General features: G+C 66.5%; 18 protein-coding genes. 6 read left to right on the forward strand and 12 right to left on the reverse strand.

Annotated features, from left to right (window positions below; translation table 11 throughout):
* Positions 1-98 precede the first annotated feature (98 nt).
* The gene (gene rapA, locus APT59_RS14245; RefSeq protein ID WP_059315462.1) at positions 99-2,933 is read left to right on the forward strand and encodes an RNA polymerase-associated protein RapA; all 2,835 of its coding nucleotides are present in this window, start codon (positions 99-101) and stop codon (positions 2,931-2,933) included.
* Positions 2,934-3,351: 418 nt separating this feature from the next.
* Here rapA and dhbA read toward each other — a convergent pair whose 3' ends face one another.
* The 4 genes from dhbA to APT59_RS14265 are packed head-to-tail and all read right to left on the reverse strand — an operon-like array spanning position 3,352 to position 7,799.
* On the reverse strand, positions 3,352-4,107 hold the full coding sequence (gene dhbA, locus APT59_RS14250) for a 2,3-dihydro-2,3-dihydroxybenzoate dehydrogenase (protein ID WP_059315463.1): 756 nt from the start codon (positions 4,105-4,107) through the stop codon (positions 3,352-3,354).
* Between the two features lie 10 nt (positions 4,108-4,117).
* A complete protein-coding gene (locus tag APT59_RS14255; RefSeq protein WP_059315464.1) occupies positions 4,118-4,981 on the reverse strand; it encodes an isochorismatase family protein in 864 nt (287 codons plus the stop codon).
* Positions 4,982-4,989: 8 nt separating this feature from the next.
* Positions 4,990-6,615: a (2,3-dihydroxybenzoyl)adenylate synthase gene (locus APT59_RS14260; protein WP_059315465.1), complete on the reverse strand. Its 1,626-nt coding sequence runs from the start codon at positions 6,613-6,615 to the stop codon at positions 4,990-4,992.
* Positions 6,612-7,799 (reverse strand): isochorismate synthase, encoded by a 1,188-nt coding sequence (locus tag APT59_RS14265; protein WP_059315466.1) that lies wholly within the window; start codon positions 7,797-7,799, stop codon positions 6,612-6,614. Before APT59_RS14265 ends, APT59_RS14260 begins: the two co-directional genes overlap by 4 nt.
* 273 nt (positions 7,800-8,072) lie before the next feature.
* On the opposite strand from APT59_RS14265, the gene fepB reads away from it, so the two are divergent.
* The gene (gene fepB / locus APT59_RS14270; RefSeq protein WP_059315467.1) at positions 8,073-9,041 is read left to right on the forward strand and encodes a Fe2+-enterobactin ABC transporter substrate-binding protein; all 969 of its coding nucleotides are present in this window, start codon (positions 8,073-8,075) and stop codon (positions 9,039-9,041) included.
* A 147-nt stretch (positions 9,042-9,188) separates the two neighbouring features.
* Here the strand turns inward: fepB and entS are convergent, their stop codons facing one another.
* On the reverse strand, positions 9,189-10,418 hold the full coding sequence (entS, locus tag APT59_RS14275) for an enterobactin transporter EntS (protein ID WP_059315468.1): 1,230 nt from the start codon (positions 10,416-10,418) through the stop codon (positions 9,189-9,191).
* Positions 10,419-10,544: 126 nt separating this feature from the next.
* Between entS and fepD the strand changes: the two genes are divergently transcribed.
* The 3 genes from fepD to APT59_RS14290 are packed head-to-tail and all read left to right on the forward strand — an operon-like array spanning position 10,545 to position 13,338.
* On the forward strand, positions 10,545-11,540 hold the full coding sequence (gene fepD, locus APT59_RS14280; protein WP_059315469.1) for a Fe(3+)-siderophore ABC transporter permease: 996 nt from the start codon (positions 10,545-10,547) through the stop codon (positions 11,538-11,540).
* On the forward strand, positions 11,537-12,535 hold the full coding sequence (gene fepG, locus APT59_RS14285; protein WP_059315470.1) for an iron-enterobactin ABC transporter permease: 999 nt from the start codon (positions 11,537-11,539) through the stop codon (positions 12,533-12,535). The genes fepD and fepG overlap by 4 nt, the downstream gene beginning before the upstream one ends.
* Positions 12,532-13,338 (forward strand): ATP-binding cassette domain-containing protein, encoded by an 807-nt coding sequence (locus APT59_RS14290; protein ID WP_059315471.1) that lies wholly within the window; start codon positions 12,532-12,534, stop codon positions 13,336-13,338. The genes fepG and APT59_RS14290 overlap by 4 nt, the downstream gene beginning before the upstream one ends.
* Here the strand turns inward: APT59_RS14290 and APT59_RS14295 are convergent.
* The 7 genes from APT59_RS14295 to APT59_RS14325 all read right to left on the reverse strand — a co-directional run bounded on the left by APT59_RS14295 (position 13,335) and on the right by APT59_RS14325 (position 22,879).
* A complete protein-coding gene (locus tag APT59_RS14295; protein WP_059315472.1) occupies positions 13,335-17,273 on the reverse strand; it encodes an enterobactin synthase subunit F in 3,939 nt (1,312 codons plus the stop codon). The two genes, APT59_RS14290 and APT59_RS14295, sit on opposite strands and share 4 nt — an antisense overlap.
* 11 nt (positions 17,274-17,284) lie before the next feature.
* Positions 17,285-17,491: an MbtH family protein gene (locus tag APT59_RS14300; RefSeq protein WP_059315473.1), complete on the reverse strand. Its 207-nt coding sequence runs from the start codon at positions 17,489-17,491 to the stop codon at positions 17,285-17,287.
* Between the two features lie 21 nt (positions 17,492-17,512).
* Positions 17,513-18,763, reverse strand: a complete 1,251-nt coding sequence (gene fes / locus APT59_RS14305; RefSeq protein ID WP_059315474.1) for an enterochelin esterase — start codon at positions 18,761-18,763, stop codon at positions 17,513-17,515.
* 82 nt (positions 18,764-18,845) lie between these two features.
* Positions 18,846-21,035 (reverse strand): TonB-dependent siderophore receptor, encoded by a 2,190-nt coding sequence (locus APT59_RS14310; protein WP_059315475.1) that lies wholly within the window; start codon positions 21,033-21,035, stop codon positions 18,846-18,848.
* 302 nt (positions 21,036-21,337) lie between these two features.
* Positions 21,338-21,601, reverse strand: a complete 264-nt coding sequence (locus APT59_RS14315; protein WP_059315476.1) for a hypothetical protein — start codon at positions 21,599-21,601, stop codon at positions 21,338-21,340.
* Positions 21,602-21,913: 312 nt separating this feature from the next.
* Positions 21,914-22,195 (reverse strand): hypothetical protein, encoded by a 282-nt coding sequence (locus APT59_RS14320; RefSeq protein ID WP_059315477.1) that lies wholly within the window; start codon positions 22,193-22,195, stop codon positions 21,914-21,916.
* Between the two features lie 132 nt (positions 22,196-22,327).
* The gene (locus APT59_RS14325) at positions 22,328-22,879 is read right to left on the reverse strand and encodes a GNAT family N-acetyltransferase (protein WP_059315478.1); all 552 of its coding nucleotides are present in this window, start codon (positions 22,877-22,879) and stop codon (positions 22,328-22,330) included.
* 364 nt (positions 22,880-23,243) lie between these two features.
* On the opposite strand from APT59_RS14325, the gene APT59_RS14330 reads away from it, so the two are divergent.
* The gene (locus tag APT59_RS14330; protein ID WP_237140521.1) at positions 23,244-25,187 is read left to right on the forward strand and encodes a putative bifunctional diguanylate cyclase/phosphodiesterase; all 1,944 of its coding nucleotides are present in this window, start codon (positions 23,244-23,246) and stop codon (positions 25,185-25,187) included.
* Positions 25,188-26,010 lie beyond the last annotated feature (823 nt).

Raw genomic sequence — 26,010 nt, forward strand, 5'->3', positions numbered from 1 at the left:
TGACGGACTGCGGCAAAGAGCACCGCCCTGGGGTTGGGCTTATGACTCCGCTTTCGCTAAAATAGCCGGCTTTTTGATAGCTGGGGAGAAGCTTCTACATGGCGTCACATCAACCGGGACAACGCTGGATCAGTGACAGCGAGGCCGAACTGGGCCTGGGAACCATCCTGGCCCTGGACGGCCGCCTGCTCACGGTGCTCTATCCAGCCACCGGTGAGACGCGCCAGTATGCCCAGCGCAATGCGCCCCTGACCCGGGTGCGCTTCGCCCCGGGCGACGAGGTGACGCATTTCGAGGGCTGGAAGCTCACCGTGCGGGAGGTCTCCGAAGAGGATGGCCTGCTGACCTATCACGGCTTCACGGCGGAGCGCGAGGCACGCAGCGTGCCCGAGGCCCAGCTGTCGAACTTCATCCAGTTCCGCCTGGCCAGCGATCGCCTGTTCGCCGGGCAGATCGATCCCCTGCCCTGGTTCGGCCTGCGCTATCACACCCACGAGCACCGCAACCGCCTGCTGCAGTCCAGCCTCTGGGGCCTGGGCGGCGTCCGCGCCCAGCCGATCCCGCACCAGCTGCACATCGCCCGTAGCGTGGCCGACCGGGTCGCGCCACGCGTCCTGCTGGCCGACGAAGTGGGCCTGGGCAAGACCATCGAGGCCGGTCTGGTGATCCATCGCCAGCTCCTCAGCGGTCGCGCCAGCCGGGTGCTGATCCTGGTCCCGGAAAATCTCCAGCACCAGTGGCTGGTGGAGATGCGCCGCCGCTTCAACCTGGAAGTCGCGCTGTTCGACGCCGAGCGCTTCATGGCCAGCGAAGACGGCAATCCCTTCGAGGATGCCCAGCTCGCCCTGGTCTCCCTGGACTGGCTGGTGCGCGACGAAAAGGCCCAGGATGCCGCCTTCGCCGCCGGTTGGGACCTGCTGGTGGTCGACGAGGCCCACCACCTGGTCTGGCACCCCGAGGGCGCCAGCCGCGAATACAGCCTGGTCGAACAACTGGGTGAGGTCATCCCCGGAGTACTGCTGCTCACCGCGACCCCCGAGCAGCTGGGCCAGGACAGCCACTTCGCTCGTCTGCGCCTGCTCGATCCCAGCCGCTTCCATGACTTCGCCGCCTTCCAGCAGGAGTCCCAGCACTACCGCCCGGTCGCCGAAGCCGTGCAGGAACTGCTCGATGCCGGCGCCCTGAGCCCGGCGGCCCAGGACGCCATCGGTGGCTTCCTCGGCCAGGAAGGCGAGACCCTGCTGGCCGCTGCGGCCGCCGGTGATGCCGATGCCCGTGCCCGCCTGGTCCGCGAACTGCTGGATCGCCACGGCACCGGCCGCGTGCTGTTCCGCAACACCCGCGCCGCGGTCAAGGGCTTTCCCGAGCGCGAATTGCATGCCCATGCCCTGCCCTTCCCGGATGCCTATCTGGACGAAGGCGTCATGCCCGGCCAGTCACTGCAACCGGAAACCGAATTCGCGCCGGAAGACGACAACGATCGCTGGTGGCGCCACGACGGCCGCGTCGAATGGCTGATCGACACCCTCAAGGCGATCAAGCCGCACAAGGTGCTGGTCATCTGCGCGCGCATGGAAACCGCCCTGGACCTGGAAGATGCCCTGCGGCTGAAGTCCGGCATCCCGACCACGGTGTTCCACGAGGGCATGAGCATCCTCGAACGCGACCGCGCCGCCGCCTACTTCGCCGATGAGGAATTCGGCGCCCAGGTGCTGATCTGTTCCGAGATCGGCAGTGAAGGCCGCAACTTCCAGTTCGCCCACCACCTGGTGCTGTTCGACCTGCCGGCCCACCCGGACCTGCTGGAGCAGCGCATCGGCCGTCTGGACCGGATCGGCCAGCGCCACACCATCCAGCTGCACGTGCCCTACCTCGAAGGCAGCCGCCAGGAGCGGCAGTTCCAGTGGTACCACCAGGCGCTCAACGCCTTCCTGGCCACCTCGCCCACCGGCAGCGCCCTGCAGGCGCGCTTCGCCGGCGAGCTGGACGAGCAACTGGCCGGTGGCGACGACGCCGCCTGGCAGACCCTGCTGGAACAGGGCGCCGAAGCCCGTGCCACCCTGGAAACCGAGCTGCACAACGGCCGTGACCGCTTGCTGGAACTCAACTCCTCTGGCGCCGGTGCCGGCGAGCAACTGGTCGAGGACATCCTCGAACAGGACGACCAGTTCGCCCTGCCGATGTACATGGAAGAGCTGTTCAATGCCTTTGGCATCGACAGCGAGGACCATTCCGACAACGCCCTGATCCTCAAGCCCAGCGAGAAGATGCTCGACGCCGGCTTCCCCCTCGGCGACGACGAAGGCGTGACCATCACCTACGACCGTAACGTGGCCCTGGTCCGCGAGGACATGCAGTTCCTGACCTGGGAACACCCCATGGCCCAGGGCGGCATGGACCTGGTGATGTCCGGCTCCATGGGCAACACCGCCGTGGCGCTGATCAAGAACAAGGCGCTCAAGCCGGGCACCGTGCTGCTGGAACTGATCTACATCAGCGAGGCGGTGGCGCCGCGCGCCCTGCAGCTGGGTCGCTACCTGCCACCGCTGGCGATTCGCTGCCTGCTGGACGCCAACGGCAACGACCTGGCCGCCCGGGTGGCCTTCGAGACCCTCAACGATCAATTGGAAAGCGTGCCGCGCACCAGCGCCAACAAGTTCGTCCAGGCCCAGCGCGACTCCCTGGCCAAGCTGATCGGCGGCGGCGAAGGCAAGGCCCTGCCCCGCCACGAGGAACGCGTCGCCAAGGCGCGCCAGGCGTACCTCTCGGGCATGGACGAGGAAATCGCCCGCCTGGAGGCCCTGCGCGCGGTCAACTCCAGCGTCCGCCAGGACGAGATCGACCGGCTGCGCCAGCAGCGCGAAGAAGGCCTGACCTACCTGGACAAGGCTTCGCTGCGCCTGGAAGCCATTCGGGTGCTGGTGGCGGGTTGAGTGGAAGGGCTTCGTTAACGAAGCCCTTTAGCGATACCTATCGCGGCCATGGGCCGCTCCTACAGTTCTGCAGGAGCGGCCCATGGCCGCGAGTGCTTTAACTGGGAATCAATGCTGGGCTTCGCTGGCGCTCAACCCAACCTACGGAACCGCTCAGTCCCGTAGCGTGGAAAACGGCGTAGCCTTTTCCACTGGGCGTCCAAGCCAAGGGCGCCCTCACCCCAACCCTCTCCCAAGGGGGGAGGGAGCTATACGAGCAGGCGTTCAGCTGCATCAGCTCCGGCAAGCTCGTGATCGGTCGCCGCGCCTAGCCGTAGGTTGGGCTGAGACGGCCCCACCGTCGAAGCCCAACACACCGCGATCGCCGGATAACTCCCGTTGGGCTTCGCTAGCGCTCAACCCAACCTACAGAAATCCCTCACGCCGCCAGGGTCGCGCCGCCGTCCACCACGATGTCCTGCATGGTGATATGGCTGGCCAGGTCCGAGGCGAGGAACAGCACGGTGTTGGCGATCTCGTCGGGCTGGGCGATCTTGCGCAGCGGGATGCCGAGCTTGAAGTCTTCCGGCAGGCCGTCCACCAAGCGCTGATAGCCTTCGGGCGAACCGAGCATGCCGGCCAGCATGGGGGTCGCCGTGGAGCCGGGCGAAACCACGTTGCAGCGCACGCCCGAGCCCGCCAGTTCCAGGGCCACGCAGTGGCTCAGGGACACCAGCGCCGCCTTGGAGGTGCAATAGCCGGCCATCTGCAGGCGCGGCACATGGGCGGCGTTGGAGGCGATGTTGACGATGGCGCCGCGGCCCTGGGCCTTGAACAGCGGCACCAGCTGGCGGAACAGGTAGAAGGGGCCGGAGACGTTAACGTCCAGCAGCGCCTGCCAGTCGTCCAGGCTCAGGCTGTCGCTGGTGCCCAGGCGCAGCACACCGGCGCCATTGACCAGCACGTCCAGGCGCCGCTCTTCGGCCAGCAGGGCCTGGCAGACGTCCTCGACCTGGGCCGCGTCGGCAACATCCAGCAGTTGGGTGCGAAAGGGATAGCTGCTCTCGGCGAATTGCCGGTCAAGGCCGATTACCTCGGCGCCGGCCGCCTGGAAGCGGCGTGCCACCTGCAGGCCGATGCCCTGCCCTGCGCCGGTCACCCAGACGCGCTTGCCGGTGAAATCCAGTTGCGTCATCAAGGGCTCCCTAGGCGCGAGCGCGCAGCAGGTCCAGCCAGCCCTGCAGGGTCGGCTGGGCGGCGAGATCGGCAAAGGTGACCGGCAGGCCGCGCTTCTGCCATTCCCCCACCAGGGTCATGACCTGCACCGAATCCAGACCGAAGTCGGTGAGGTTGTCGTCCAGCGCCGGCTCCTCGTCGTCGGCGTCCAGCAGCGGCTGGACCTGGGCACGCAGCCAGGCTTCGTCGAGCACCGCCGCGCCCGCGCCGGTGACCTGGGCGGTGCTGAGGGTGCTGCCGCAGCGAGTAGCCACGTAGCGCAGCGCCATGCGGTGCTCTTCTTCGCTGAAGTCGGCCACGGCGTCGCCGATCAGGAAGGCCTGGATGTCCCGCATGAAGGCGTCGGTGCAGGTGGTCAGGCAGCCGATGTGGGCATAGACGCCGCAGACGATCAGCTGGTCGCGGCGCCACTCGGTCATCAGGTCCTGCAGGTTGGATCTATGGAAGGCGCTGTAGCGCCACTTGGTCAGGACCACGTCATCGCCCTTGGGAGCCAACTCCTCTACCACTTGCTGCAGCGCAGGATCGGCCTGGGTCAGGCCAGGGCCCCACATGTCGTTGAGCAGGGCACGGTCGGCTGGCGGCTGGTCCGTGGGCTGGGCGGTATAGACCACCGGCATGCCCTGGGCATCGGCCCAGGCACGCAGCGCGGCGATGTTGGCCACCACCTGGGCGATCAGCGGGCTGTTGTCGCCATAGAACTCGACGAAATAGCGCTGCATGTCGTGGATCAGCAGCACGGCGCGATCGGCCACAGGCGTCCAGGCGACCTTGTTGGCGGGAAAGCCGGCGGGCTGGGGCAAGGGATAGGACGCAAGACGGGGAATAGCCATGAGAAACCTTAAAGACGTTCGGTGGAGGGGGTCTGCAGCTGCTCGCGCAGGCGGCGCTTGTCGATCTTGCCGACGGCGGTGAGCGGCAGCTGGTCGAGGAACTGGAAACGGTCAGGCAGCTTGTACTCGGCCACGCCCTGCTCGCGGAGGTAGCGACGCAGGACCACCGGCTTGAGCGCTGGATCGCTGACCACCAAACAAGCGCAGCTCTTCTCACCCATCAGCTCATCGGCGATGGCCACCAGGGCCGCGTGGGTGATACCGGGATGACGCAGCAGCAGACCCTCGATCTCGGCCGCGGCGATCTTTTCGCCCCCGCGGTTGATCTGGTCCTTCACCCGGCCGACCACCTTGAGGTAGCCGTCGGCATCGCGCTGGACCACGTCGCCGGAGAAGTAGAAACCCTCGGCGTCGAACACCTGGGTATTGTGCTCGGGGCTGCGGTAGTAGCCGCGGAAGGTATAGGGGCCACGGGTGGACAGCAGACCGGGTTGGCCATCGGGCACCGGCTGGCCGTCTTCGTCGGTGATGCGCACCTCGTCATCCGAGCTCATGGGGCAGCCCTGGGTGGTGAAGATGCGCTCGGGTTCGTCGTCCAGGCGGGTGTAGTTGACCAGGCCCTCGGCCATGCCGAATACCTGCTGCAGCTGGCAACCCAGCTCCGCCGGCACCCGTCGGGCCTGGGCCTCGGCGAAGCTGGCACCGCCCACCTGCACCATCCGCAGGCTGGCCAGGCGAGCGCGTTGCTCGGGTGCGGCAGCGGCCTGCAGCCAGAGCGCCACCGCCGGCGGCACCAGGGCCACCCAGTCCACCTGATGGCGCTCGATCAGTTCGAAGCAGCGCAGCGGCTCAGGATCGCGGGCCATGACCACGCAGCCGCCAGCGATGAACACGCCCAGGGCGCCAGGCGAGCTGAGGGTATAGTTGTGCCCCGCCGGCAGGGCGCAGAGAAAGCGCGTCGCGGGGGTCAGCTGGCAGATTTCGACGCTGCGTCTGAGGCTGTAGTAGTAGTCGTTGTGGGTACGCGGGATCAGCTTGGGCGTACCGGTGCTGCCACCGGAGAGCTGGAAGAAGGCCACCTCGCCACCCGCGGTGGGCGTCAGCTGATAGCCGGCCAGCGGGGTGTCCAGGCGTTGCTGCAAGCTGCGCGCGTCGTCCGCGCCATCCAGCAGCACCTCGCCGAGGCCCGGTGCCACGTCGCGCAGCTCACCGAGGAAGTTGTCGTCGCGGAACAGGTTGTGCTCGCGGGAAGCGATCACCAACCTGGGCTGGATCTGCTGCGCATAGGCCAGCAGTTCCAGCTTCTGGTGACTGAACAGGGCGTTGACCGGCGCGATGCCGGCCTTGAGCAGGGCGAAGAAGACCACATAGAACTCGGCCACGTTGGGCAGCTGCACCAGCGCCGTGTCGTGGCGGCGCAGACCGGCGGCCTGCAGGTGGGCGGCCAGGCGGCTGGAGCGCTCGTCCAGCTCGGCGTAGCTCAATTGCCGCTCGCCGCAGAGGATCGCCGGCGCCTCGGGCAGCGTCGCGCGGCTGCGGGCCAGGATCTCGGTCATGGGCAGGTCGAGCCAGTAGCCGAGGGCGCGATAGCGGGCGGCCAGATCGTCCGGCCAGGGGGTGAATTCCAGACTCACGTAGGGCTCTCCTCGTCGAGCAAACCACAGGCGGCACGCATGGTGCCCAGTTTGGCGGTGACCTCGGCCCATTCCGCTGCGGGGTCGGATGCCTCGACGATGCCGGCGCCGGCGAACAGCCGCAGCCAGTCGTCCTGCACCGTACCGCAGCGGATGGTGACCACCCACTCGCCATTGCCCTGGGCATCGCACCACCCCACCATGCCGGTGAACAGGCCGCGGTCGAAGGGCTCGATGCGCTCGATCAGCTGGCGCGCCGCGGCCGTGGGATAGCCGCAGACGGCCGGCGTCGGATGCAGGCGGCAGGCGAGTTGCAGCGCCGAGGTGCGACTGTCGGCCAGTTCGCCGTCGATGGCGGTGGACAGGTGCCACATGGCATTGGTGCTGAGCAGCGACGGCGCTTCGGGGACGTCCAGCCGGCTGCACAACGGCGCCAGCTGCTGGCGGATGTCCTCGATCACCAGTCGGTGCTCGTAGTGGTCCTTGCTGGAATCCAGCAGGTCGCGGGCCACCCGCTGGTCTTCCACCGGATCGGCCTGGCGCTTGGCGGAGCCCGCCAGGGGATTGGTGTATACCCGGGCGCCCTGCTTGCGCACCAGCAACTCGGGGCTGACCCCGACCAGCTCACCGCCCTCGGCGGTCGGGATGCGGAATTGATAGCCAGTGGGATTCTGCCGCGCCAGGTTCGCCAGGATGACGTCCACATCGGCGGGTTCGGCCAGACGAATCTCCTGAATCCGCGACAGCACCGCCTTGCTCAGTTCACCGCGACGGAAGGCCTCGATGGCCTCCTCCACCGCCAGGCAGAAGCCGTCCGCGCTGGGCAGGTTGCGCACCTCACGCACCTGCGCCGGTGTGATCGGCGCACGGCTGACCGGCGCCGAGCGGGCCACCCAGGCATGCTCCCGAGGGACATAGAGGCAGGAGGGCCTGGTGGTATCGAAGGGAATGGCGCCCATGATCACCGGCTCGGCGATGCCGGCCTGGCGGGCACGGGCGAAGGCCTCTTCCACGGCGTGCAGGAACAGGCTATCTCGGTGCGCGCCGCCGCTGGCCGGTGTCTCGACCCGGGCGCAGATGCCCTGTCCCTGCAGGACGCGATCACCCGACTGGAACAGGAACGCGGCCTGTTCCCGACGATCGGCAGCTACCTGCTCGACCCTCTCAGCCCTCTTGCTCGTCATTTCGATGAACCTCTACACGAATGATAATGCTTATCAATAATCGGAAGCTAACTTTTGTCTGACGAAAAGTCAATTCGTTAGGGACCAAACGATTTTCTCGATGGGCATGCAAGCCCTTGATATAGCTCGTTTATCGCCATCCGGCGGCGACTACACAAGCCAGATCCAGTCCGATGGCGGCTGCCCTCTCGATACCTGATCACTGGAATGGCTTGCCGGCTCCGGGTGCTTCTTTGAAAATGAGAGTGATTATCTTACAACTGGAAGGCGTTCATGTTCAGCTTGTCGTCATTGTTTCGCATTCTCACCACCCTGGCTGTCGCCACCCTGGCGCTGGGTGGTACCGCCCAGGCGGCGGACTGGCCGCGAGAGATCAACGCCGATGGCAGCCAGGTGACCCTGCACGCCAAGCCACAGCGCATCGTCTCCACCAGTGTCACCCTTACCGGTTCCCTGCTGGCCATCGGCGCTCCGGTGGTAGCCAGTGGCGCCACCTCGCCCAACAACAGATTCGCCGATGACCAGGGCTTCCTCCGCCAATGGGGCGAGGTCGCCAAGGAGCGCGACGTGAAGCGGCTGTACATCGGCGAAGCCAATGCCGAGGCAGTGGCCGCCGAGGCCCCTGATCTGATCTTGGTCAGCGCCGCCGGCAACGACTCGGCCCTGCGTCTGGTCGATCAACTAAAGGCCATCGCTCCGGTGCTGGTGGTGGGTTACGACAATCGCAGCTGGCAACAGGTGGTGGAGCTGCTGGGCCAGGCTACCGGTCGCGAGGACGCCGCCGCCAAGGTGGTCAACGACTTCGCCGGGCGCGTCACCGACCTCAAGGCGCGCCTGCAACTGCCGCCGCAACCGGTATCCGCCTTCGTCTACAGCCCGGCGACGCGGCAGGCCAATCTCTGGACCGCCGCCTCCTCCCAGGGTCAGTTGCTGGAAAGCCTGGGCTTCAAACTCGCCGCGCTGCCAGTCGGTCTCGCCACGGGCCACAGCCAGGGTCAGCGCCATGACATCCTGCAGCTGGCCGGCGAGAACGTCGCCACCGGTCTCAACGGCCAGACCTTCCTGCTGTTCGCTGCGGACGCCAAGGAGGCCGAGGCGGTGCGCAGCAATCCGCTGCTGGCACACCTGCCGGCGGTCAAGGAGAACCGCGTGGAGGCGCTGGGCGCCGAGACCTTCCGCCTCGATCCCTACAGCGCCAACCTGCTGCTGGATCGACTGGAAAAGCGCTACGCCAAGCCCTGAACCGGGCAATCGCGGAAAACGCTACGCCAAACCTTTAGCTATCCGTAGGGTGGACAACGGCGCAGCCTTGTCCACCACTCCCTGCCGTGAACCCCAGTGGAAAACGCTGCGCGGTTTTCCACGCTACGCCAGGCGCACCGGAGCGGATCAGGCGCCGAGGCTTTCAGCTCGACGCAGACCGCTGGCCAGCGCCCAGCACAGGGCAGCCACCAGCATGGCGACCAGACCGAAGACGAACGCTGCCTGCGCCGGCAACATCAGGCTGGCCAGGCCGCCGAACAGCGCCGCGCCGATGGCCTCGCCACCAATATTTTGTGCCGTCCACAGGGCATTGATCCGCCCCAGCAGGCGATCCGGGGTCAGGCGCTGGATCAGCGCGTACTGCACCAGCGAATTGAGGGCGCCCAGGTAGCCGAACAGCACCAGGCACAGCGCGGATAGCCAGAAGCCAGGTAACAGCGCGAAGAACGCTACCGCCAGAAAGGTGGCCACCGCGCTCATCAGCAGGGTACGCCCAGGGCGTGGCGCCTGGTTCAGTCGACCACTGGTGAGGGCGCCGAGGGCAGCACCCAGGGGGGCGGCGGCATAGAGCCAGCCCAGGTGTCCGGTATCCAGCCCCCAGCTCTCCCCCAGCGCGGGATAGAGCACCCGCACCGCATTGGCCATGGTCACCAGGGCGCCGACCAGGGCCACGGCACCCAGCAGCCGGTTCTCGAACAGAAAGGCAATGCCGCCACCCAGGGCCTGCCAGGGCGATTCGCGCGGCTGCTCCGGCGGCGGCAGCGGCGGTAAGCGCAGCAGCACCAGCAGGGTGATCAGGGTACCGAAGGCCGTCAGCCCGTAATTCCAGACGACACCGCTCTGGGCGATCAGCAGCGTTCCCAGTGGCGGCGCGATGATGGCCGCCACCCGCACGCTGAGCATGTTCAAGGCGCCGGCCTGCACCATGGATTCCCGACCGACCAGGATCGGTGTCACCGCCAGCAGCGCGGTGACGCCCAGGGCGCCGAAGAAGCCATCCCACAGCGCCAGCAGGTAGATAGCCGTCAACGATGGCTCGGGCAGGCTGGCGTTGATGGCCAGGCCGATGAAGCCCAGGCCGCAAATGGAGCGGGCGGCGAGGATCAGCCGGCGCCGCTCCAGGCGGTCGGCCAGCACCCCGCCGGTGAGCAGGCCGACGAACATGCCGATGCCGGCCATGCTCAGTGCCAGGCCTACCTTGAGCGGCGAGTCGGTCAGGGCCTGGACCTGGATGGGCACCGCCACGGCGAGCAGCCCGAGAGAGAGTACGGACACCAGACGGGCGATGAACAGGGTACGAAAGGCGGCGTGGGACCTGAGCAGGCCGAAGTCGAGCAGGAAGGACGTCTTGGACATGAATCACCGGAAAAACACAGGGGACGCTATCGAGCCGCCGAGGCAAGGCTGTTAGCATGTAATACAGACTATCATGTGTTAATACGCCTTGTTCTCATCCACTCCCTCTCCTGCCTGCCGTCGCGGATGATCATGCGCCGCTTCCTTATCCTCGGCTGTGCGGGTCTGTCGCTGCTCCTGGTGATGGCCGCGAGCCTGGCGCTCGGCTCCACCGCCATACCGCTGGCCGACGTCTGGCAGGCACTGGGCCACGGCTGCAGCGATCCCGCCTGCCTCATCGTGCGCGAGGCGCGCCTGCCGCGAACGCTTGCCGGCCTGCTCGCCGGCGCGGCGCTGGGCGTGGCCGGCACCCTGATGCAGGCGCTGACGCGCAACCCCCTCGCCGACCCGGGCATCCTCGGCGTCAATGCCGGTGCCAGTTTCGCCGTGGTGCTGGGCATCGCCCTGTTCGGCGCCAGCGGTCCCGAGCATTACCTGGGCTATGCCTTCGGCGGCGCCCTGCTGGCCAGCCTGGTGGTGCTGCTGGCCGGCATCGCCGGTGGCGGCGGCTTCAACCCCATGCGCCTGGTGCTGGTGGGGGTGGCCCTAGGGGCCATGCTCGAAGGCGTCAGCTCCGGTATCGCCCTGCTCGATCCGCTGGTGTACGACCAACTGAGATTCTGGCAATTCGGCTCCCTGGACGTGCGCCAGTTCAAGCTGCTGCGCAGCGCCAGCCTGCCGGTGCTGGGTGGGGTGGCTATCGCCCTGCTGCTGGCTCCGGCACTGAATGCCCTGAGTTTGGGCACCGATCTGGCCGTAGCCCTCGGCACCCGGGTCCGCCAGACCCAACTGCTCGGCCTGCTGGCCATCACCCTGCTCTGCGGCGCGGCAGCCGCGGCAGTGGGGCCCATCGCCTTCGTCGGCCTGATGGTGCCGCACCTGGGCCGCTGGGCCATCGGCGAAGACCATCGCTGGCTGCTGCCCTTCGTCCTGCTGTTCACCCCCAGCCTGCTGCTGACCGCCGACATCGTTGGTCGCCTGCTGGTGACCAATGAGCTGCGCGTCTCGGTGGTGACCGCCTTCCTCGGCGCACCGCTGCTGATCTGGCTGGCGCGCCGCCAGCGCCAGGGAGGTCGGGCATGAACCGCCCTGATCGCCTGCGCCTGCCCGGGGTGCTGCTCGCCCTGTTTGGCGGCGCCCTGCTGCTGGCGACGTTCGCCCTGGGCAGCGGCAGCCTGACCCTGAGTCCTTCCCAGGTACTGGCCGCCCTGTTCGGCGAGGCTCCGCGCGGCATCGAGCTGGTGGTCACCCAGTGGCGCCTGCCGCGGGTGGCCCTGGCGCTGCTGATCGGCGTCGCCCTGGGCCTGAGCGGCGCGCTGTTCCAGTCGCTGCTGCGCAATCCCCTGGGCAGCCCGGACATCATGGGCTTCAACACCGGCGCCTACAGCGGGGTACTGGTCGCGCTGGTGCTGTTCCAGGCCAGCATCCTCTGGAGCACCACCGCCGCCCTGATCGGCGGCCTGGCCAGCGCCGCCCTGGTCTATGCCCTCACCTGGCGCGGCAGCGGCGTGGATACCCTGAGACTCATCATCGTCGGCATCGGCGTGCGCGCCTTGCTGATGGCGCTCAACACCTGGCTGATCGTGCATGCCTCCCTGGAAGCCGCCTTCAGCGCGGGCCTGTGGAGCGCCGGCTCACTCAACGGGGTGACCTGGGCCAAGGCCTGGCCGGCGGTGATCTTCATCCTGCTGGCGGGTGCGGCCAGCCTGGCGCTGAGTCGCCGGCTGTTCCTGCTGGAGATGGGCGACGACACCGCCTGCGCCTTGGGCGTCCCGGTGGAGCGCACCCGGCTGTCGCTGCTGGGCCTCGGCGTGGTGCTCACCGCCGCCGGCACCGCCGTGGCCGGGCCGATCTCCTTCGTCGCCCTGGCCGCGCCGCAGATCGCCCGCCGCCTGACCGGCACCCAGCGCCTGGCGCTGCCTGCCGCCGCACTCACCGGCGCGGTCCTGTTGCTGGGCGCGGATCTCATCGCCCAGAGCCTGTTCCTGCCCTATGTCCTGCCGGTGGGCCTGGTCACGGTGAGCCTGGGTGGGCTCTACCTGATCGGCCTGCTTATCTGGGAGTCCCGCCGCTCATGAACGACGCCCCTTCCTCGCGCCTGCACGCCGAGCGCCTGACCCTGGGCTATGGCCGCAAGCTGATCGCCGAGGACCTCTCACTGACCATTCCCGATGGCGAACTGACGGTCATCATCGGTCCCAACGGCTGCGGCAAGTCGACCCTGCTGCGCACCCTGAGCCGGCTACTGGCGCCCAGCCAGGGCCAGGTCTGGCTGGACGGCCAGGCGATCCAGAGCTATCGCACCAAGGAGGTCGCGCGCCGCCTGGGCCTTCTGCCACAGAGCTCCCAGGCGCCGGGCGACATCTCGGTGCGCGACCTGGTGGCCCGCGGACGCTATCCGCACCAGACACTGTTCGGTGGCGTGCGCGCCGACGACGAGCGCGCCGTTACGCACGCCATGCAGGCCACCGGCGTCTTCGAACTGGCCGACCGGGCGGTGGACACCCTGTCCGGCGGCCAACGCCAGCGGGTGTGGATCGCCATGGCTCTGGCCCAGGAGACCCCACTGCTGCTGCTCGACGAGCCCACCACCTGGCTCGACATCACCCACCAGATCGACCTCCTGGAATTGCTGGAAGACCTCAATCGCCAACAGGGCCATACCCTGGTGATGGTGCTGCACGACCTCAACCACGCCTGTCGCTACGCCACCCACCTGGTGGCCATGCGCGACGGCAAGGTACTGGCCACCGGCCGCCCGCGCGACGTGGTCACCCCCGAATTGATCAAGGCGGTCTATGACCTGGACTGCCTGATCATCGACGACCCAGTGGCCGGGACGCCCATGGTGGTACCCCTGGCGCGGCGTTCGGCCGGCTAGAGCCCTTTCAGCGCCCGATTGAGCACCGGACCGATCTGCGCCAGCTGGGCCGGGGCGATGATGTCGACGTGGGCGCAGTCCACCTCGTGGGCCTGCAGGCGGGTGATCCAGGGCGCCCAGGTAGCCTTGACGTCCATTCCCACCGGCAGGGTACGCCGGGCGACGAACATCAGCGCCTCGCCGTCGAAGCGAGCGCTGTGCGCCGTGGCCAGCAGCCGTACCGAATCGGCGTAGTTGCCCTCGATGGTGGCGAACAGCTCCGCCCCCTCCCCCAGCGCCGGATCGGCCAGGCCCTGCTGGGCGGCGAGGAAGGCCTCGCGCTCGCGATTGACCTCGGCCAGCACTTCCGGGTCCAGCTCGCGCTGGCCCTCACGCTCATGCCAGTTCTGGGTTTCCGGCGGATAGGTGTCGAGCAGGCCCAGGAAGGCGACCTCCTCTCCGGCCGCCTGCAGTCGCGCCGCCAGCCCCTGGGCCAGGGTGCCGCCCAGGGAGTAGCCGAGCAGATGATAAGGCCCCTGCGGCTGCACCTCGCGCAGGGTGTCCAGATGGCGCTGGATGACGGCGTCCAGATCGGCGCCCTGGGCCAGGGCGCCGTCCGGACGCGGCGACTGGATGCCGAGCAGCGACCAGCGCGGATCCAGATGCCGCTGCAGCACGCTGAATTGCCAGGCGAAGCCCGAGGCCGGATGGAAGCAGAACAAGGTGGGACCGTCGCCCGGGCGCAGCGGCAGCAGGGTCTCGAAGCCGGCACGGGTTTCGCGGGCCGCGTCCTGCTCCAGCTGGCGCGCCAGGCGGGCGACGCTGGAGGCCACCATGATCTGGCCGATGGACACCGGTTGCGCCAGACGTCGCCGCAGGTTGGCCGCCAGGGTCATGGCCAGCAAAGAATGGCCGCCAAGGGCAAAGAAGTCGTCATCCGCGCCCACGATGGCGCAACCGAGCACCTCGGAGAAGGCCGCCGCCAGCTCGCTTTCCAACCCCAGCGCCAGCGGTCGACTCGCGGCCCTGGCCACGCCCTGGGGCGCCGGTAGCGCCTTGCGATCCAGCTTGCCGGTGGCACCCAGGGGGAATTCCTCCAGCTCCACCAGGGCCACGGGCACCAGATGTGGCGGCAGCTGATCCGCGAGGCGGGCGCGCAGGCGCTCCAGGTCCAGCACCGCACCCGGCTGGGCGAGCAGATAGCCCACCAGTTGGCGGGCATCGCCCCCGGCGCCATTGGCCGCCTCGCCCAGCACTCGGGCATGGGTGACGGCCTGGCCGACGCCCGGCAGCGCGAGCAGGGCATGATCGATTTCCGCCAGTTCGATGCGCTGGCCACGGATCTTGACCTGGTCATCGCTACGGCCCAGGTAGTCGACCACGCCTTCGGGCAGCCAGCGGGCGACGTCGCCGGTGCGATAGAGGCGCTCGCCCTGTCCGTCGGGCGCGGCAATGAAGCGTGCGGCGGTCAGATCCGGGCGCCCCAGGTAGCCATCGGCGAGCTGCACCCCGCTCAGATAGAGCTCGCCGGCTACGCCCGGCGGTACCGGCCGCAAGCGTTCGTCGAGGATATGCAGCCCGGTGTTCCACACCGGCTTGCCGATGGGCACGCTGCTGCCGGTGACGGCCGCCAGGGCAGCACCATGGGCCGGATGGTAGGAAACGTCCACCGCCGCCTCGGTGGGGCCATAGAGATTGTGCAGGGGCGCGCCGACCCGGCGCTCCCAGGTGCGGGCCAACTCGGTGGGCAGGGCCTCGCCGCTGCAGAAGACCTGGCGCAGGCTGGCGCAACGGGCGACGGTCGCGGGCTCATCCAGGGCGGCGACGAAGGCCGCCAGCATCGAGGGCACGAAGTGCACCGTGGTCACCCGCTCCCGGGCGAACAGCTCCTGCAGCGCCTCGGGATCGCGGTGGGCCTCGGGCGGGGCCAGGTACAGGCGAGCCCCCACCAAGAGCGGCCAGAAGAATTCCCAGACCGAGACATCGAAGCTGCTTGGCGTCTTCTGCAAGACGGTGTCGCCAGCGCCGATCGGATAGCTGTCCTGCATCCACAGCAGGCGATTGACGATGGCGGCATGACCTACCACTACGCCCTTGGGGCGGCCCGTGGAACCGGAGGTGTAGAGCACATAGGCCGGATCGCTGGGCCGCGGCCCCTCGAACACCGGATCTCGATCAAGCACCTCCAGGGGCGCGTCGAGGATCAGCACCTGGCCCTCACTCAGCATCGGGAAGCGCCCGCGCTGGCTGGCATCGGTCACCAGCACCCGTGGTCGGGCGTCATCGAGCATCAGTTGCAGGCGTTCATCAGGATAGCCGCTATCGAGTGGCAAATAGGCGGCGCCCAGTTCGACGGTGGCCAGCAGCGCCAGGGACAGGAACACCGAGCGCGGCAGCGCCACCGCGACGATGTCGCCCCGCCCGACCCCGGCCGCGCTCAGGCGCTGGGCCAGGGCCAGCACCTGCTGGCGGGTCTCGGCATAGCTGAAGGCATACTGCAGATCGGCCAACGCCGGTGCCAGGGGGGTTCGCGCGGCCTGGTCGGCCAGCAGGGTCGCCAGGGTGACCGCTGGCAGCGGGCGTTCGGTGGCGTTGATCTCGGCCAGCCAACTGCGGTCCATCGGCGCCAGCAGGTCGGCATCGCCCAGAGGGAGCCCGGGCTGCCCGGCGAATTGCTCCGCCAGCAGCCCGAAGCGGTCGGCGTGGCCCTGCAGCAGGTTGGCGGCGTAGCGCTCGGCGTTGCCGAGCAGCTTGATGTCCAGCGCGCCGCTGGCCTCCAGGTAGAGGGCGATCTCCATGTCGCGCACCGGCCCCGAGGCCAGTTCGTGGGTGATGCCCGGCACCCCGGCGAAATCCAGGGCGAAATCGAACAACTTGAGGTTGATGACCGGCCCGGTCAGGGGCTCGGCATCGCCCGGCCGGCCGAGATCGCGGGCGATCTGCTCGGCGTCGTAGCGCTGGTGACGACGTACTTTCTTGAGCTCGGCGGCCAGCACCGTGGCCAGCTCCGGCAGCGTCTGGCCGGTGGCCGTGCGCACGCCCAGGGGCAGGACGTTGAGCGTCGCCCCACCTGACTTGAGCGCCACTGACCCCATGCGACGCATGAAGATGAAACCGGCGCTGAAGGCCGGCTGGCCACTGAGGCGGGCGAACCAGGTGGCGGTCAGGGCCACCGCCAGATCGGCCGGCGTCACCCCTTGGGCCTTGCCATGCTCGGCCAACCTGGCGAACACCTCGGCAGGTACCCGGGCACGGGCTTCCACCACCCGCGGCGTGGGCACCTGCCCGGCCAGCCCCCCGGGCGCCAGGGACGCGGCCGGCGGCAGCGCAGCCCCCCGCTCGCGCCAGAAGGCTTCGTCGCGCTCGCGGACGGCCGACTGCTGATAGTCCTGGTATTCACGCACCACCTCGGCAAAGGAGACGAAGGGCGAGGCCTCGGCCGTCTCACCGCGCACCGCGGCGCTGTACAGGGCGGCCACCCGCTTGGCCAGGGCGGCGAAGCCATAGCCATCGATCAGCAGGTGGTGATAGCGCTGGTACCAGAACAGGTGATCGTCACCCAGCTGGTAAATCCGATTGAGCCACAGCGGACCGCCGCTGGTAGCCCTCAGGTCGCCGTCGAGATCGGCGCGAATGGATGCCCGCGCGGTACCTTCCGGATCGGCTGCCCCGCGCAGGTCCAGCCACTCGGGTGTGGGGATGGCAGCGTCGGTATCTATCCACTGCACCAGCTCGCCCTCGCGTTCAGCGAAGTTGAGCCGCAGGCTATCCAGCTCGCCCAGGCCCTGGACGATGGCCGCCACCAGCGCCTCGGCCTTGAGCGGCCCGCGCAGTTCGACCAGATGGGCCACGGCGAAGGCATTGGCATGGGGCGACAGCTGATCGGCCAGCCAGATGCCGGGTTGGGCGGCGACCAGGGGCAGTTCGGAAAAGGCGCAAGAGGGCGTAGAGGACACAGGAACTCCAGTCAGAAAAGCAGAGAGGCGGCCGGGCGGATATCGCGCCAGTGGCTGGCCAGCCAATCGTCACAAGCCGCGCGCAGCGCGGGCCCGAACACCGGCTCCCAGCCGGAGGGAACGGTCATGGCCTCCGGCCAGAGGCTGCACTGGCCCCGGGCATTGCGCAGAATCAGCAGCACCTGCGCGGGATCGTCGAAGGGATTGAGAGCGTCCATCGGACCTCCTGGCAGTAGGGATTAGCGGTGGGCGTCGGCTGCGACCAGGGGTTGCCAGAGCCGGACCAGGCCATCGAGCAGGCCCCCGCGCCACCAGAGGGCATCATGGCCCCCATCGATCTCGCGATAGTCGAGGTCATGACCCTGCTCGCGCAGGCGCTCGACCAAGGCACGGGAAGCTTCGAGGATGGCCGGTTCGCGCAGTCCCGCCTCGATGAACAGCCGCAAGGGATGCCTGCTTCCCTGCCCGCTTTCCAGCGCCTCGAACAGCCGTCCCGGCGCGCCGCGCAGCGGCCACCAGAAGGAGCCGGACTGGCTCAGGGCGCAACCGAAGCGCTCCGGCCAGTGCAGCGCCGCATAGAGCGCGGCCAATCCGCCAAAACTTTGCCCGGCGACGACAGTGGAGGGCGCTGACTGGGCATGAGGCGCCCAGTCGCGCACCTGAGGCAGCAACTCTTCCTGCACCGCCCGCCAGAACGCGGGATTGCAGGGCAGCTCGCTGCCGCGTAGGGCACGGTCACTGTTGTCGATCAGCAAATAGACCGCCTCCGGGAGCTGGCCGGCATCGGTGAGCTGCTGCAGCGGCGTGCCTATGGGCATTGCCTCCGCCCAAAACTGACCATCCAGCAGGATGGCCAGCGGTCGCTCCATAGGGGTGGTATTGCCAGTCGTGAAGACCCAGACCGGGCGACTGTTACCCAACTGGATGCTGTCCCACTGATACTGCTGCATTCTTGATGGGGCAGCCGGAGACAGACTGCGGTCATCGAAGGACGCCCAGGCTGGCTGCGCTGGTGCGCCTGGCAGATGCACGCCAGATACCGCCAGTCCTCGGCCACCCTGCCAGGCACGGCGGGGATTGAGCCGGTCGGCCTGGGCCAGGGGAAAGACGCTGCGCCACCACAGACGGATACCCTGGAGGTCAGGTTGGGACTCGTCTTCGAAAGCGGCCGGCTGCCCGGTAGGGATGAGGCAGTAGCTGCCACGCCAGCCTCCGTCCAGCTCGGTCTCCCAGGCCCAGACATCGGTGCCCGGCAAGCGGGTGAGGCTCTGCGGCAAGCCCGGCTGGTGATGGTCGGTGACGCCAGTAATGTTGAGCCAGACCCGCTGGGTATTAGAGTGTTCGGCCGTGCCCTGGGGATCACGCCAGAGAAAGGTCAGGCGATAGCGCCTGCCCACGGTGGGTTCGATCAGCGGCGTGCCGCGGCAGGCGACGGCCTGCCACCAGGACTCGCTGCCCACATCGTCCCGCTGGAAGAGTGAATCTTTCATCGCATCTCAGTGCATCGTGGAAGAGATCTTCATGGCCTGCATCGCGCCGACCGACCCGAGCTTGGCCCGGTCGGCTTAAACCTCAGAAGTCGTAACGCGCCCCGACCATCACGCTGCGCGAGGGGCCCTGGAAGTTGAAGGTGGAGACCGAACCTACGCGCGACCAGTATTCCTTGTCGAGAAGGTTGTTCACGTCCAGGGTCGCGGTGAGCTGCTTGGTCACGGGATAGGAGAACTTGGCATCCACCGTGGCATAGCCGGGGGCGGACACGGTGACTCCAGAGGTCTGGTTGGTCTGGGAGAAATCGCTCATCGCGGTCACCCCGCCGCCGATGCTCAGACCGGTCAGCGGGCCACCCGCCAGGGTGTACTTGGTCCACAGCGAGGCCATGTGCTTGGGCATGGCTTCGAACAGGGTATTGCCATCACCGCTGAGGTTCTGGGTATCCATGTAGGTGTAGCCAGCAAGCATTTCCCACTGCTCGGTGAGCTTGCCGCTGACCTCGATCTCGGCACCCTTCACCCGCGTCTTGCCGGAGCTGTCGGAATAGGTGGTGATGGCCACGCCGTTGGCGTCGAAGGGCCGGGCTGCCCGGTTCTCGTCGGTCAGCTGGAAGATCGACAGCCGTGCGTTCATGTCGCCGTTGAAGTAGCTGCCCTTGATCCCGAGCTCGTACTGGTCACCCTCGCGCGGATCCAGCGCCTTGCCCTGGTCATCCAGCTCGCTCTGCGGTTTGTAGACCTTGGAATAGCTGGCATAGAGGGAGTGATAGTCGTCCAGGTCGTAGACGGTGCCCAGATAGGGAGTGACGAAGCCGCTGTGCTTCTGGCTCTCCCCCGCCTCGGCGCCGCTGGCCAGGGTGGTGGTATAAGCCTCGCCCTTGTACCAGGAGACGCGCGCACCGCCGATCAGCGCCAGGCGCTCGATGGGCCGGAAGGTGACCTTGGAATAAAGACCGAACTCGCGATCCTCGCCACTGAAATCGGTCTGATAGGCACGGGCCGGCTTGGCGAAGCGTGTCGGCGAATAGCTGTTCACATTGACCGTACCCAGGACGCTGTTGCCGTTCTGGTAGTCGGTGTCGTAGTGCTTGTAGTCCGTCCCGACGACGAATTCGCTGACCTGCCCTAGCGCCTCGAACGGCTGGCTGTAGCTGGCGTCGAGGGAGTAGGCATCCTGCTCGAAGTCCCGGGTACTGGCGCGAATGCTCGTGTTGCCGTTGGCCTGCACCGCCCCACCGGTGAAGGCATAGAGGTAATCCGCCTCCCGGTGCGAGGCTCGGGCGGCGATGCGCCCATAGCCGCCGTTATCGAACCTGTGGGTCAGCTCGAAGATGCCGTCGGTGGTCTTGCCATCGAAGTAGTTCCAGTCCGCCCCTAGGAAGCGCGACTGGCTGAAGTCCAGCAGATTGCCTTGGGCGTCTGTGGGATAGCCATTGTGCGGGGTGAGGTTCTTGACCTGATGGATCAGACCGAAGGAAAGCTGGGTGGCGTCCGACAGATCGATGTCCAGGTCGCCGTAGTAGCTCTGGTCAGTATTGGCGTTGTAGTCCACCTCGCCATTGCTGTCGGCACGCGAGGCGACGAAACGACCGCGAACGTTCTTGCTCGCGGTGAGCGGGCCGGCCAGGTCGATTTCCTGGTAGTTGGTGTCCCAGGAGCCGTAGCGCCCGGTGATATGGCCCTGAAAATCCTCGGTGCCGCGCTTGCGCACCATGTTGACGATACCGCCCAGCTCGCTGGTGCTGTTGAACAGCCCCGAGGGGCCACGCATGATCTCGACTCGGTCGAAGGGCGACAGGATGGGCACGGTGCCGAAGATGCTGGTCATAGGCGCCGGCAGCCCGTCGACGTTGTATTCGTCGTATTCGTAACCACGCGAATAGATGGAGGAACGCCCGCTGTCGTTGGTGAGCACCCGCAGCCCGGCGGTGGACTTGGCCAGCTCGTCCAGGGTGTTGAAGTTGCGATCCTTGATGTACTCGCTGGTGTAGGAGGTGATCGACTGGGGAATGTCGCGCAGTGCCGCCGGCGTCTTGGTGCCCACGGTCGCCGAATCCACGGTATAGCCACCGGTCTGCTCCGAGGGCGCCATGTCATAGAGGCGATTGCCTTCGATGGTCAGGGTGTCCAGCTCCGTGGCGCTCTGCTCCGCGACCGAGGCGGCGAGCACCGTCAGGGGAAAGGGAATCAGGGCGCCGATCAGGAGTAGCTGACGAAGCGCTCCACGTGGCTGGCGGACGGGCTGGCAGAGGGTTCCTTGGGTGTTCATGGTGATCCTTGTGACCGTGGCGTTGCAGCCGACGCCGTGCACTTGAAGGCTGCTCTTCGCGGCATCGCGCGAGGGCCAGCACTTTAAATGATAAAAACTCTCATTATCAAATGTTACGTTAAGCAATAGTCGTTTGCATCGCAGCGCACAGGCAGCCGCGATCCGCGCCCAGAGGCCGGGGCGGAATCAGGAAGAAGACTAGGAACTTATCGAGCGGACCAGATCGGTCCGGCGGAAAGGGGTCAGGCGACGTCCCGACAGGGCGCGCCGCAGCCGACTGGTGGCGCGTTACTGGTGGCGCGTTAGAGACCGGAAACCGCGGGCGTCTTGGCGGCCACCTGGCCAATCACCGGGCTGGGCAGCCGGCAGACGATCTCGCCGATGGCATTCATCCGTGCGAGGCCACCATCACCCTTGCAGGCGTGGTAGTCGGCAAGGTGTTCGGAAGGCGAATTGCGCAGCCCCTGATCGACCGCGACTACCAGGGCGATGATCCCCAGGCCTAGAGCAACGATTTCGAGCGTGCTGCGGGTACGATACCAATGGATCGGTCGCGAAAGGCTCATGGTGGCTCCAGGAAGGGGACGAGCGTCGGCTGCAGGGCTTCCTACTCTAATCGCCCTGCCATGAATGTAAACAGCCATTACTCGGTGGAGGCCTGAGCGTCGCGGTTCACCTGCTGGCGCTTACATCCGCGCTTGGTGGAAACAAACCCTGCGCCCAATCGCCCTGCCCTATTGGACAAGCCAGAGCGCGGGCTTTCAGACCCGAGCATCCTTGGGCAGAAAGGCGCGATCAAGCTCTGCGCTACGGTCATCCCGCGCCCAGCCGATCTGCCTGGTCGCTATCCAGGAGCTCAGACCGGCAGTCGCCTCTCCTCAGGGATTTTCCTTGGCAGGGGTCTTGATGTAGCCGGGTACCGCGGAATCTGGCGGCGTATGGCGCCCTTCGGTAGCCGCAGCCCCATTGGCCTGGGCGCGATCCTCCGCCGCCTTGGCCTGCTCCTGGGAGGCACGGTCGACCTTGCCCTCGGCGGCCTTTTCCTGGGCATGCTGGGCATGCGTCTGGGCGTCCCGGGCATGGTCTTCGGAGGTCTTGTCACAGGCCGCCAGGGTGACGGCGCTGACCAGTACGAGGGACGACAACAGAGCTTTCGACATTGGGTATTCCTGACAATGGAGACTTCTCAGAGACCCGGCCGGGTGCACGTTGGTTTCTGGTCGGCCCTGCCCGCCTTGTGACTTGAGGTGTGCCTCTCAGGTCGAGCCTGCCGCACACCGCTGTCTTGGCGTTCAGCCAAGAACTCCATCCAGGCAATTCGTCTTCCTGCGCAGTAGGCGCACGTCACACCACAGGTGCACCTTTGAGACGAAGGTCCCCCCTACCGCCACCGCCATCGGCTCCACACCAAAGGTCAGGAAACCCGCCCGCTCATACAGCGCCCGGGCAGCCTGATTACCCTCGGTCACCGTCAGCTGAACGACCTTGAGCGTGGCAATATCCTTCGCATACGTCAGCAGCTCGGCCAGCAAGGCTCCGCCTATTCCCAGCCGTCTATGCCGATCAGGCACGTACAGACCAAACAGCGTCGCCTTGTGCCGCACCTTCTCCCGCGTTTCGAGCCGGAGCCCGGCCACGCCCAGCAAGGCCTTTCCTTCCGTCGCTCCCCAGACCAGCTCCCGCACCTGATCGCCGACCTGCAGCCGCCGCTCCCACCAATCGAGTGGCAGTCCTTCTCGTTCCTGCACGCTGGACGTAAAGGCCTCCGGGTACCTGGCATAGGCTTCCAGCATCAGTTGCCTATAGGCCGGCGCGAATTCAGGTCCCAGACGGTGAATCTTCATCGTGCCTCGATCGTGAGGGAAAGTCGGATAAGCATCCATCGATCACCGGCTCAGGTAAGGGATCAAGGCATTCAGCCTTCGTCATGCTATCAAAGGAGTCCTGGCGCCCTACCCCATTGCAACCGCAGGACCGGCCCGCTCACCGAACGAAACCGATGATTAGGACCGTCTGACACCGCCAGGCTCTCCAACTCAACCGCCGGTCATTCCGGGTGAATCCTGAGGCGGTTGGCAGGTCACTAAGTGCCATTATATTGATACTACAACGTCAGTCGTCAGACGTTGATATCCACCCTGTCAGCAGTCTGGGCCCCCTATGAAAACCTCTCCAGAGCTTGGTCGGCTTGTCGATCAGACGCTTGCCGTGCCCGTGGGGCCCTTTTCCTTCGCACCGGTGCTGGAGCGCCTGTTTCATCAGGACATCCATGAACAGCGCAGCCGCCATCTCACCCGCTGCCTCCTCATCGGGACCTTGAGCTACAACAGCTTCCTGCTCTGGTGGTGGCTGCTGATGGAAGATGCCCTGCCGTGGGCAGCCGGCCAGATGCTGGGAATAGCCACCCCCTTCACGCTGCTGGTCATCTGCCTGCTGCGGGTGGCCCCCATTCGTTGGCGCGAAGCCCTGGCCCTGCTGCCGTTCTACGTCGGCCTGCTGGTGGTCTACAACCTGGTGATCAATGGCCCGGCCGGCAAGGAAATGAACCAGACGCTGTTCATTTTCACCTGGCCGCTGATGCTCACCTTCGTCAACACCTGCATGAAGAGCGCTCTGCCGCCTGCCCTTGCGTTCAACGGCTTCGCGCTAACAGTCATCTGCATCGCCGTTCACGAGGCCCCCGTGTCGACCATCGTGGGCGGTTTGATGATCACCAATGCCGTCGTGATGGCGTTCTTTTCCCTCCTGGCCAGTTACTGGCTCAATGTCGAGGGTCGTCGCACCTATCTGTACAAGTTGCGCGAAGAAGTCCGCCTGGCGTCCTTGAATTCGGCCAACCAGGACCTGCAGATCCTCTCGGAAACGGACTCGCTCACTGGCCTCGCCAATCGCCGTCAGCTGCGTCCGCTGCTCGAAGCCTTCTGGCAATCGCGCCTGGCAGGTGAGCAAGGCGCCGTGCTCCTGATCGATGTGGATCATTTCAAGCGCTACAACGATCACTATGGCCACCTCGCCGGCGACGAATGCCTACGCACCGTGGCTACCACCTTGGCGGTCGGCCTGGGCGCTGGCGACCTGGTTGGCCGTTACGGTGGCGAAGAGTTTGTCGTCATCCTCAGGCACGTCGGTCCGGCCCAGGCACTCGCTGCGGCGGAAACCATCCTGCAACGCATTCGTGACCTGCAGATTCCGCATCAGGGGCGTCAGGACGACAAGACCTATGTCACCGTCAGCATAGGCATCGCGCGCAGCGGCATCGTCGGCTTGAGTACTGCGGACGATCTGCTGGATTGCGCGGATCGAGCCCTCTACCGCGCCAAACGCGATGGCCGTGATCGGGTGTTCGAAGGTGGGGTCGAGGCCGTCCTGGGTGCGCCTCTGGAGCATGCGGATCTGCTCACGCCGGACGATGTCCGCAAGGGACTCGCCAGTAATGAATTCCTGTTGCACTACCAACCCATCTACCGCGTTCAGCCGCAGCAGGTGATCGGCTACGAGGCGCTGCTGCGCTGGAAGCACCCTACCCTCGGCATGGTATCGCCGGACATCTTCATTCCGCTGGCCGAACAGGGCAACTTCATCATCGCCCTGGGCGAATGGGTGGTGAAGGAGGCCTGCCTGGCAGCCAGCCAGTGGCCGCCTCACCTGAGCGTCTCCATCAATCTTTCACCGTTGCAGTTTGCCGACCCCATGCTGCACGAACGGGTATCCGCGGCGCTCAGGCTCTCCCGTCTCGCGCCTAGTCGGCTGGTCCTGGAAGTCACCGAAGGTGTGGAACTGGTCATTGATACCAAGACCCGCCAGTCCTTTGCCCTCCTCCAGCTGCTGGGCATCCGCATGGCCCTGGATGATTTCGGCAGTGGCTATGCCGGGCTGGGCCCCATCCTGGAGCTACCCTTCCAGCTGATCAAGCTTGATCGCCGGATTCTGGCCATCCAGGACGAGGAGCAACGCGGGCAGGTCCTGACCTCGTTGCTGTTATTGGGCCAGGCGATGAAGCTGGAAGTACTTTGCGAAGGCGTGGAAAACGCGGCGCAGCTGGCGCTGCTGCAACAGCTGGGCGTTCGGCTCGCACAGGGCTACCTGCTCGGCAGACCCGAGGCAGATCCCGTTTCCCAGGAGAGATTGCCCCTGGAAATCGAGAATTACTAAGGCACTTGCCTTTCGTTCTAGGTACGTCCCGAAAGTGCTCAGACAGGGCCCGACTAGAGGCCGGCCAATCCGTCCAGCACCGCTGTGCAGATAGCGGTGCCATAGGTCAGTACGCCCAGCGGTACCCCAACCGCTGCGCCCAGGATCAAGGCGCACCCTAAGACGGCCAAGAGCGGTACCCCGAACACCCGCTGTCCCAGAAAAGAGCCAGATCCGTTGTCCTCAAGCACGTCGGTCCGGGAGGTATTCGAAGGACTCCCGGTATCAGCCTTGGCGCGCGGGGATTGAATGTCCTGACCACGCGAGGGCGTGGCCCTGCCTTCCATCTCGATGAGGCCGGCGATGTCGGCGAGAGTGCCGCTGTTGCGGGTGATCTGCTCATGAGCAGCGCGGAGCGAATCGGGCTTAGCGGTGCGGCCTGCGCCGCGAGGAGGTCTTCGTGAGGCAGTCATACGGGTGGAGAATGGCCGAGATAAGACGAGAGTGGCAGAAAGCTTATTAACATTACCTGTATAGCTAGCTAATTGCCATTACCTCTCCAAGACGGGACGTCCAAGCGCCCAAACCGGGGCCATCCAGGTGTCATCAGGCGCGATAGGCGCCCCCTTCTTCTGCAGGCCTATCGCGTTTCAGTTGCCCCGCCCTTCTGCGTTCCTTGGGTGCCATACCAAACACGCGTTTGACACACCCGACCTTCATCCGTGGCGAAGCGACCAGCAGTCGCCTCCAGGCTAGCTGTGTTTATACCGAGCCCGCCTGTCGCAACCTGCGGCCTGCGCTCTCCACGCTATCGACGCCTGCATCCGGGGCAGAACCAGCTGAC

This window comes from Pseudomonas oryzihabitans (genome assembly GCF_001518815.1).
GTDB lineage: Bacteria > Pseudomonadota > Gammaproteobacteria > Pseudomonadales > Pseudomonadaceae > Chryseomonas > Chryseomonas oryzihabitans_E.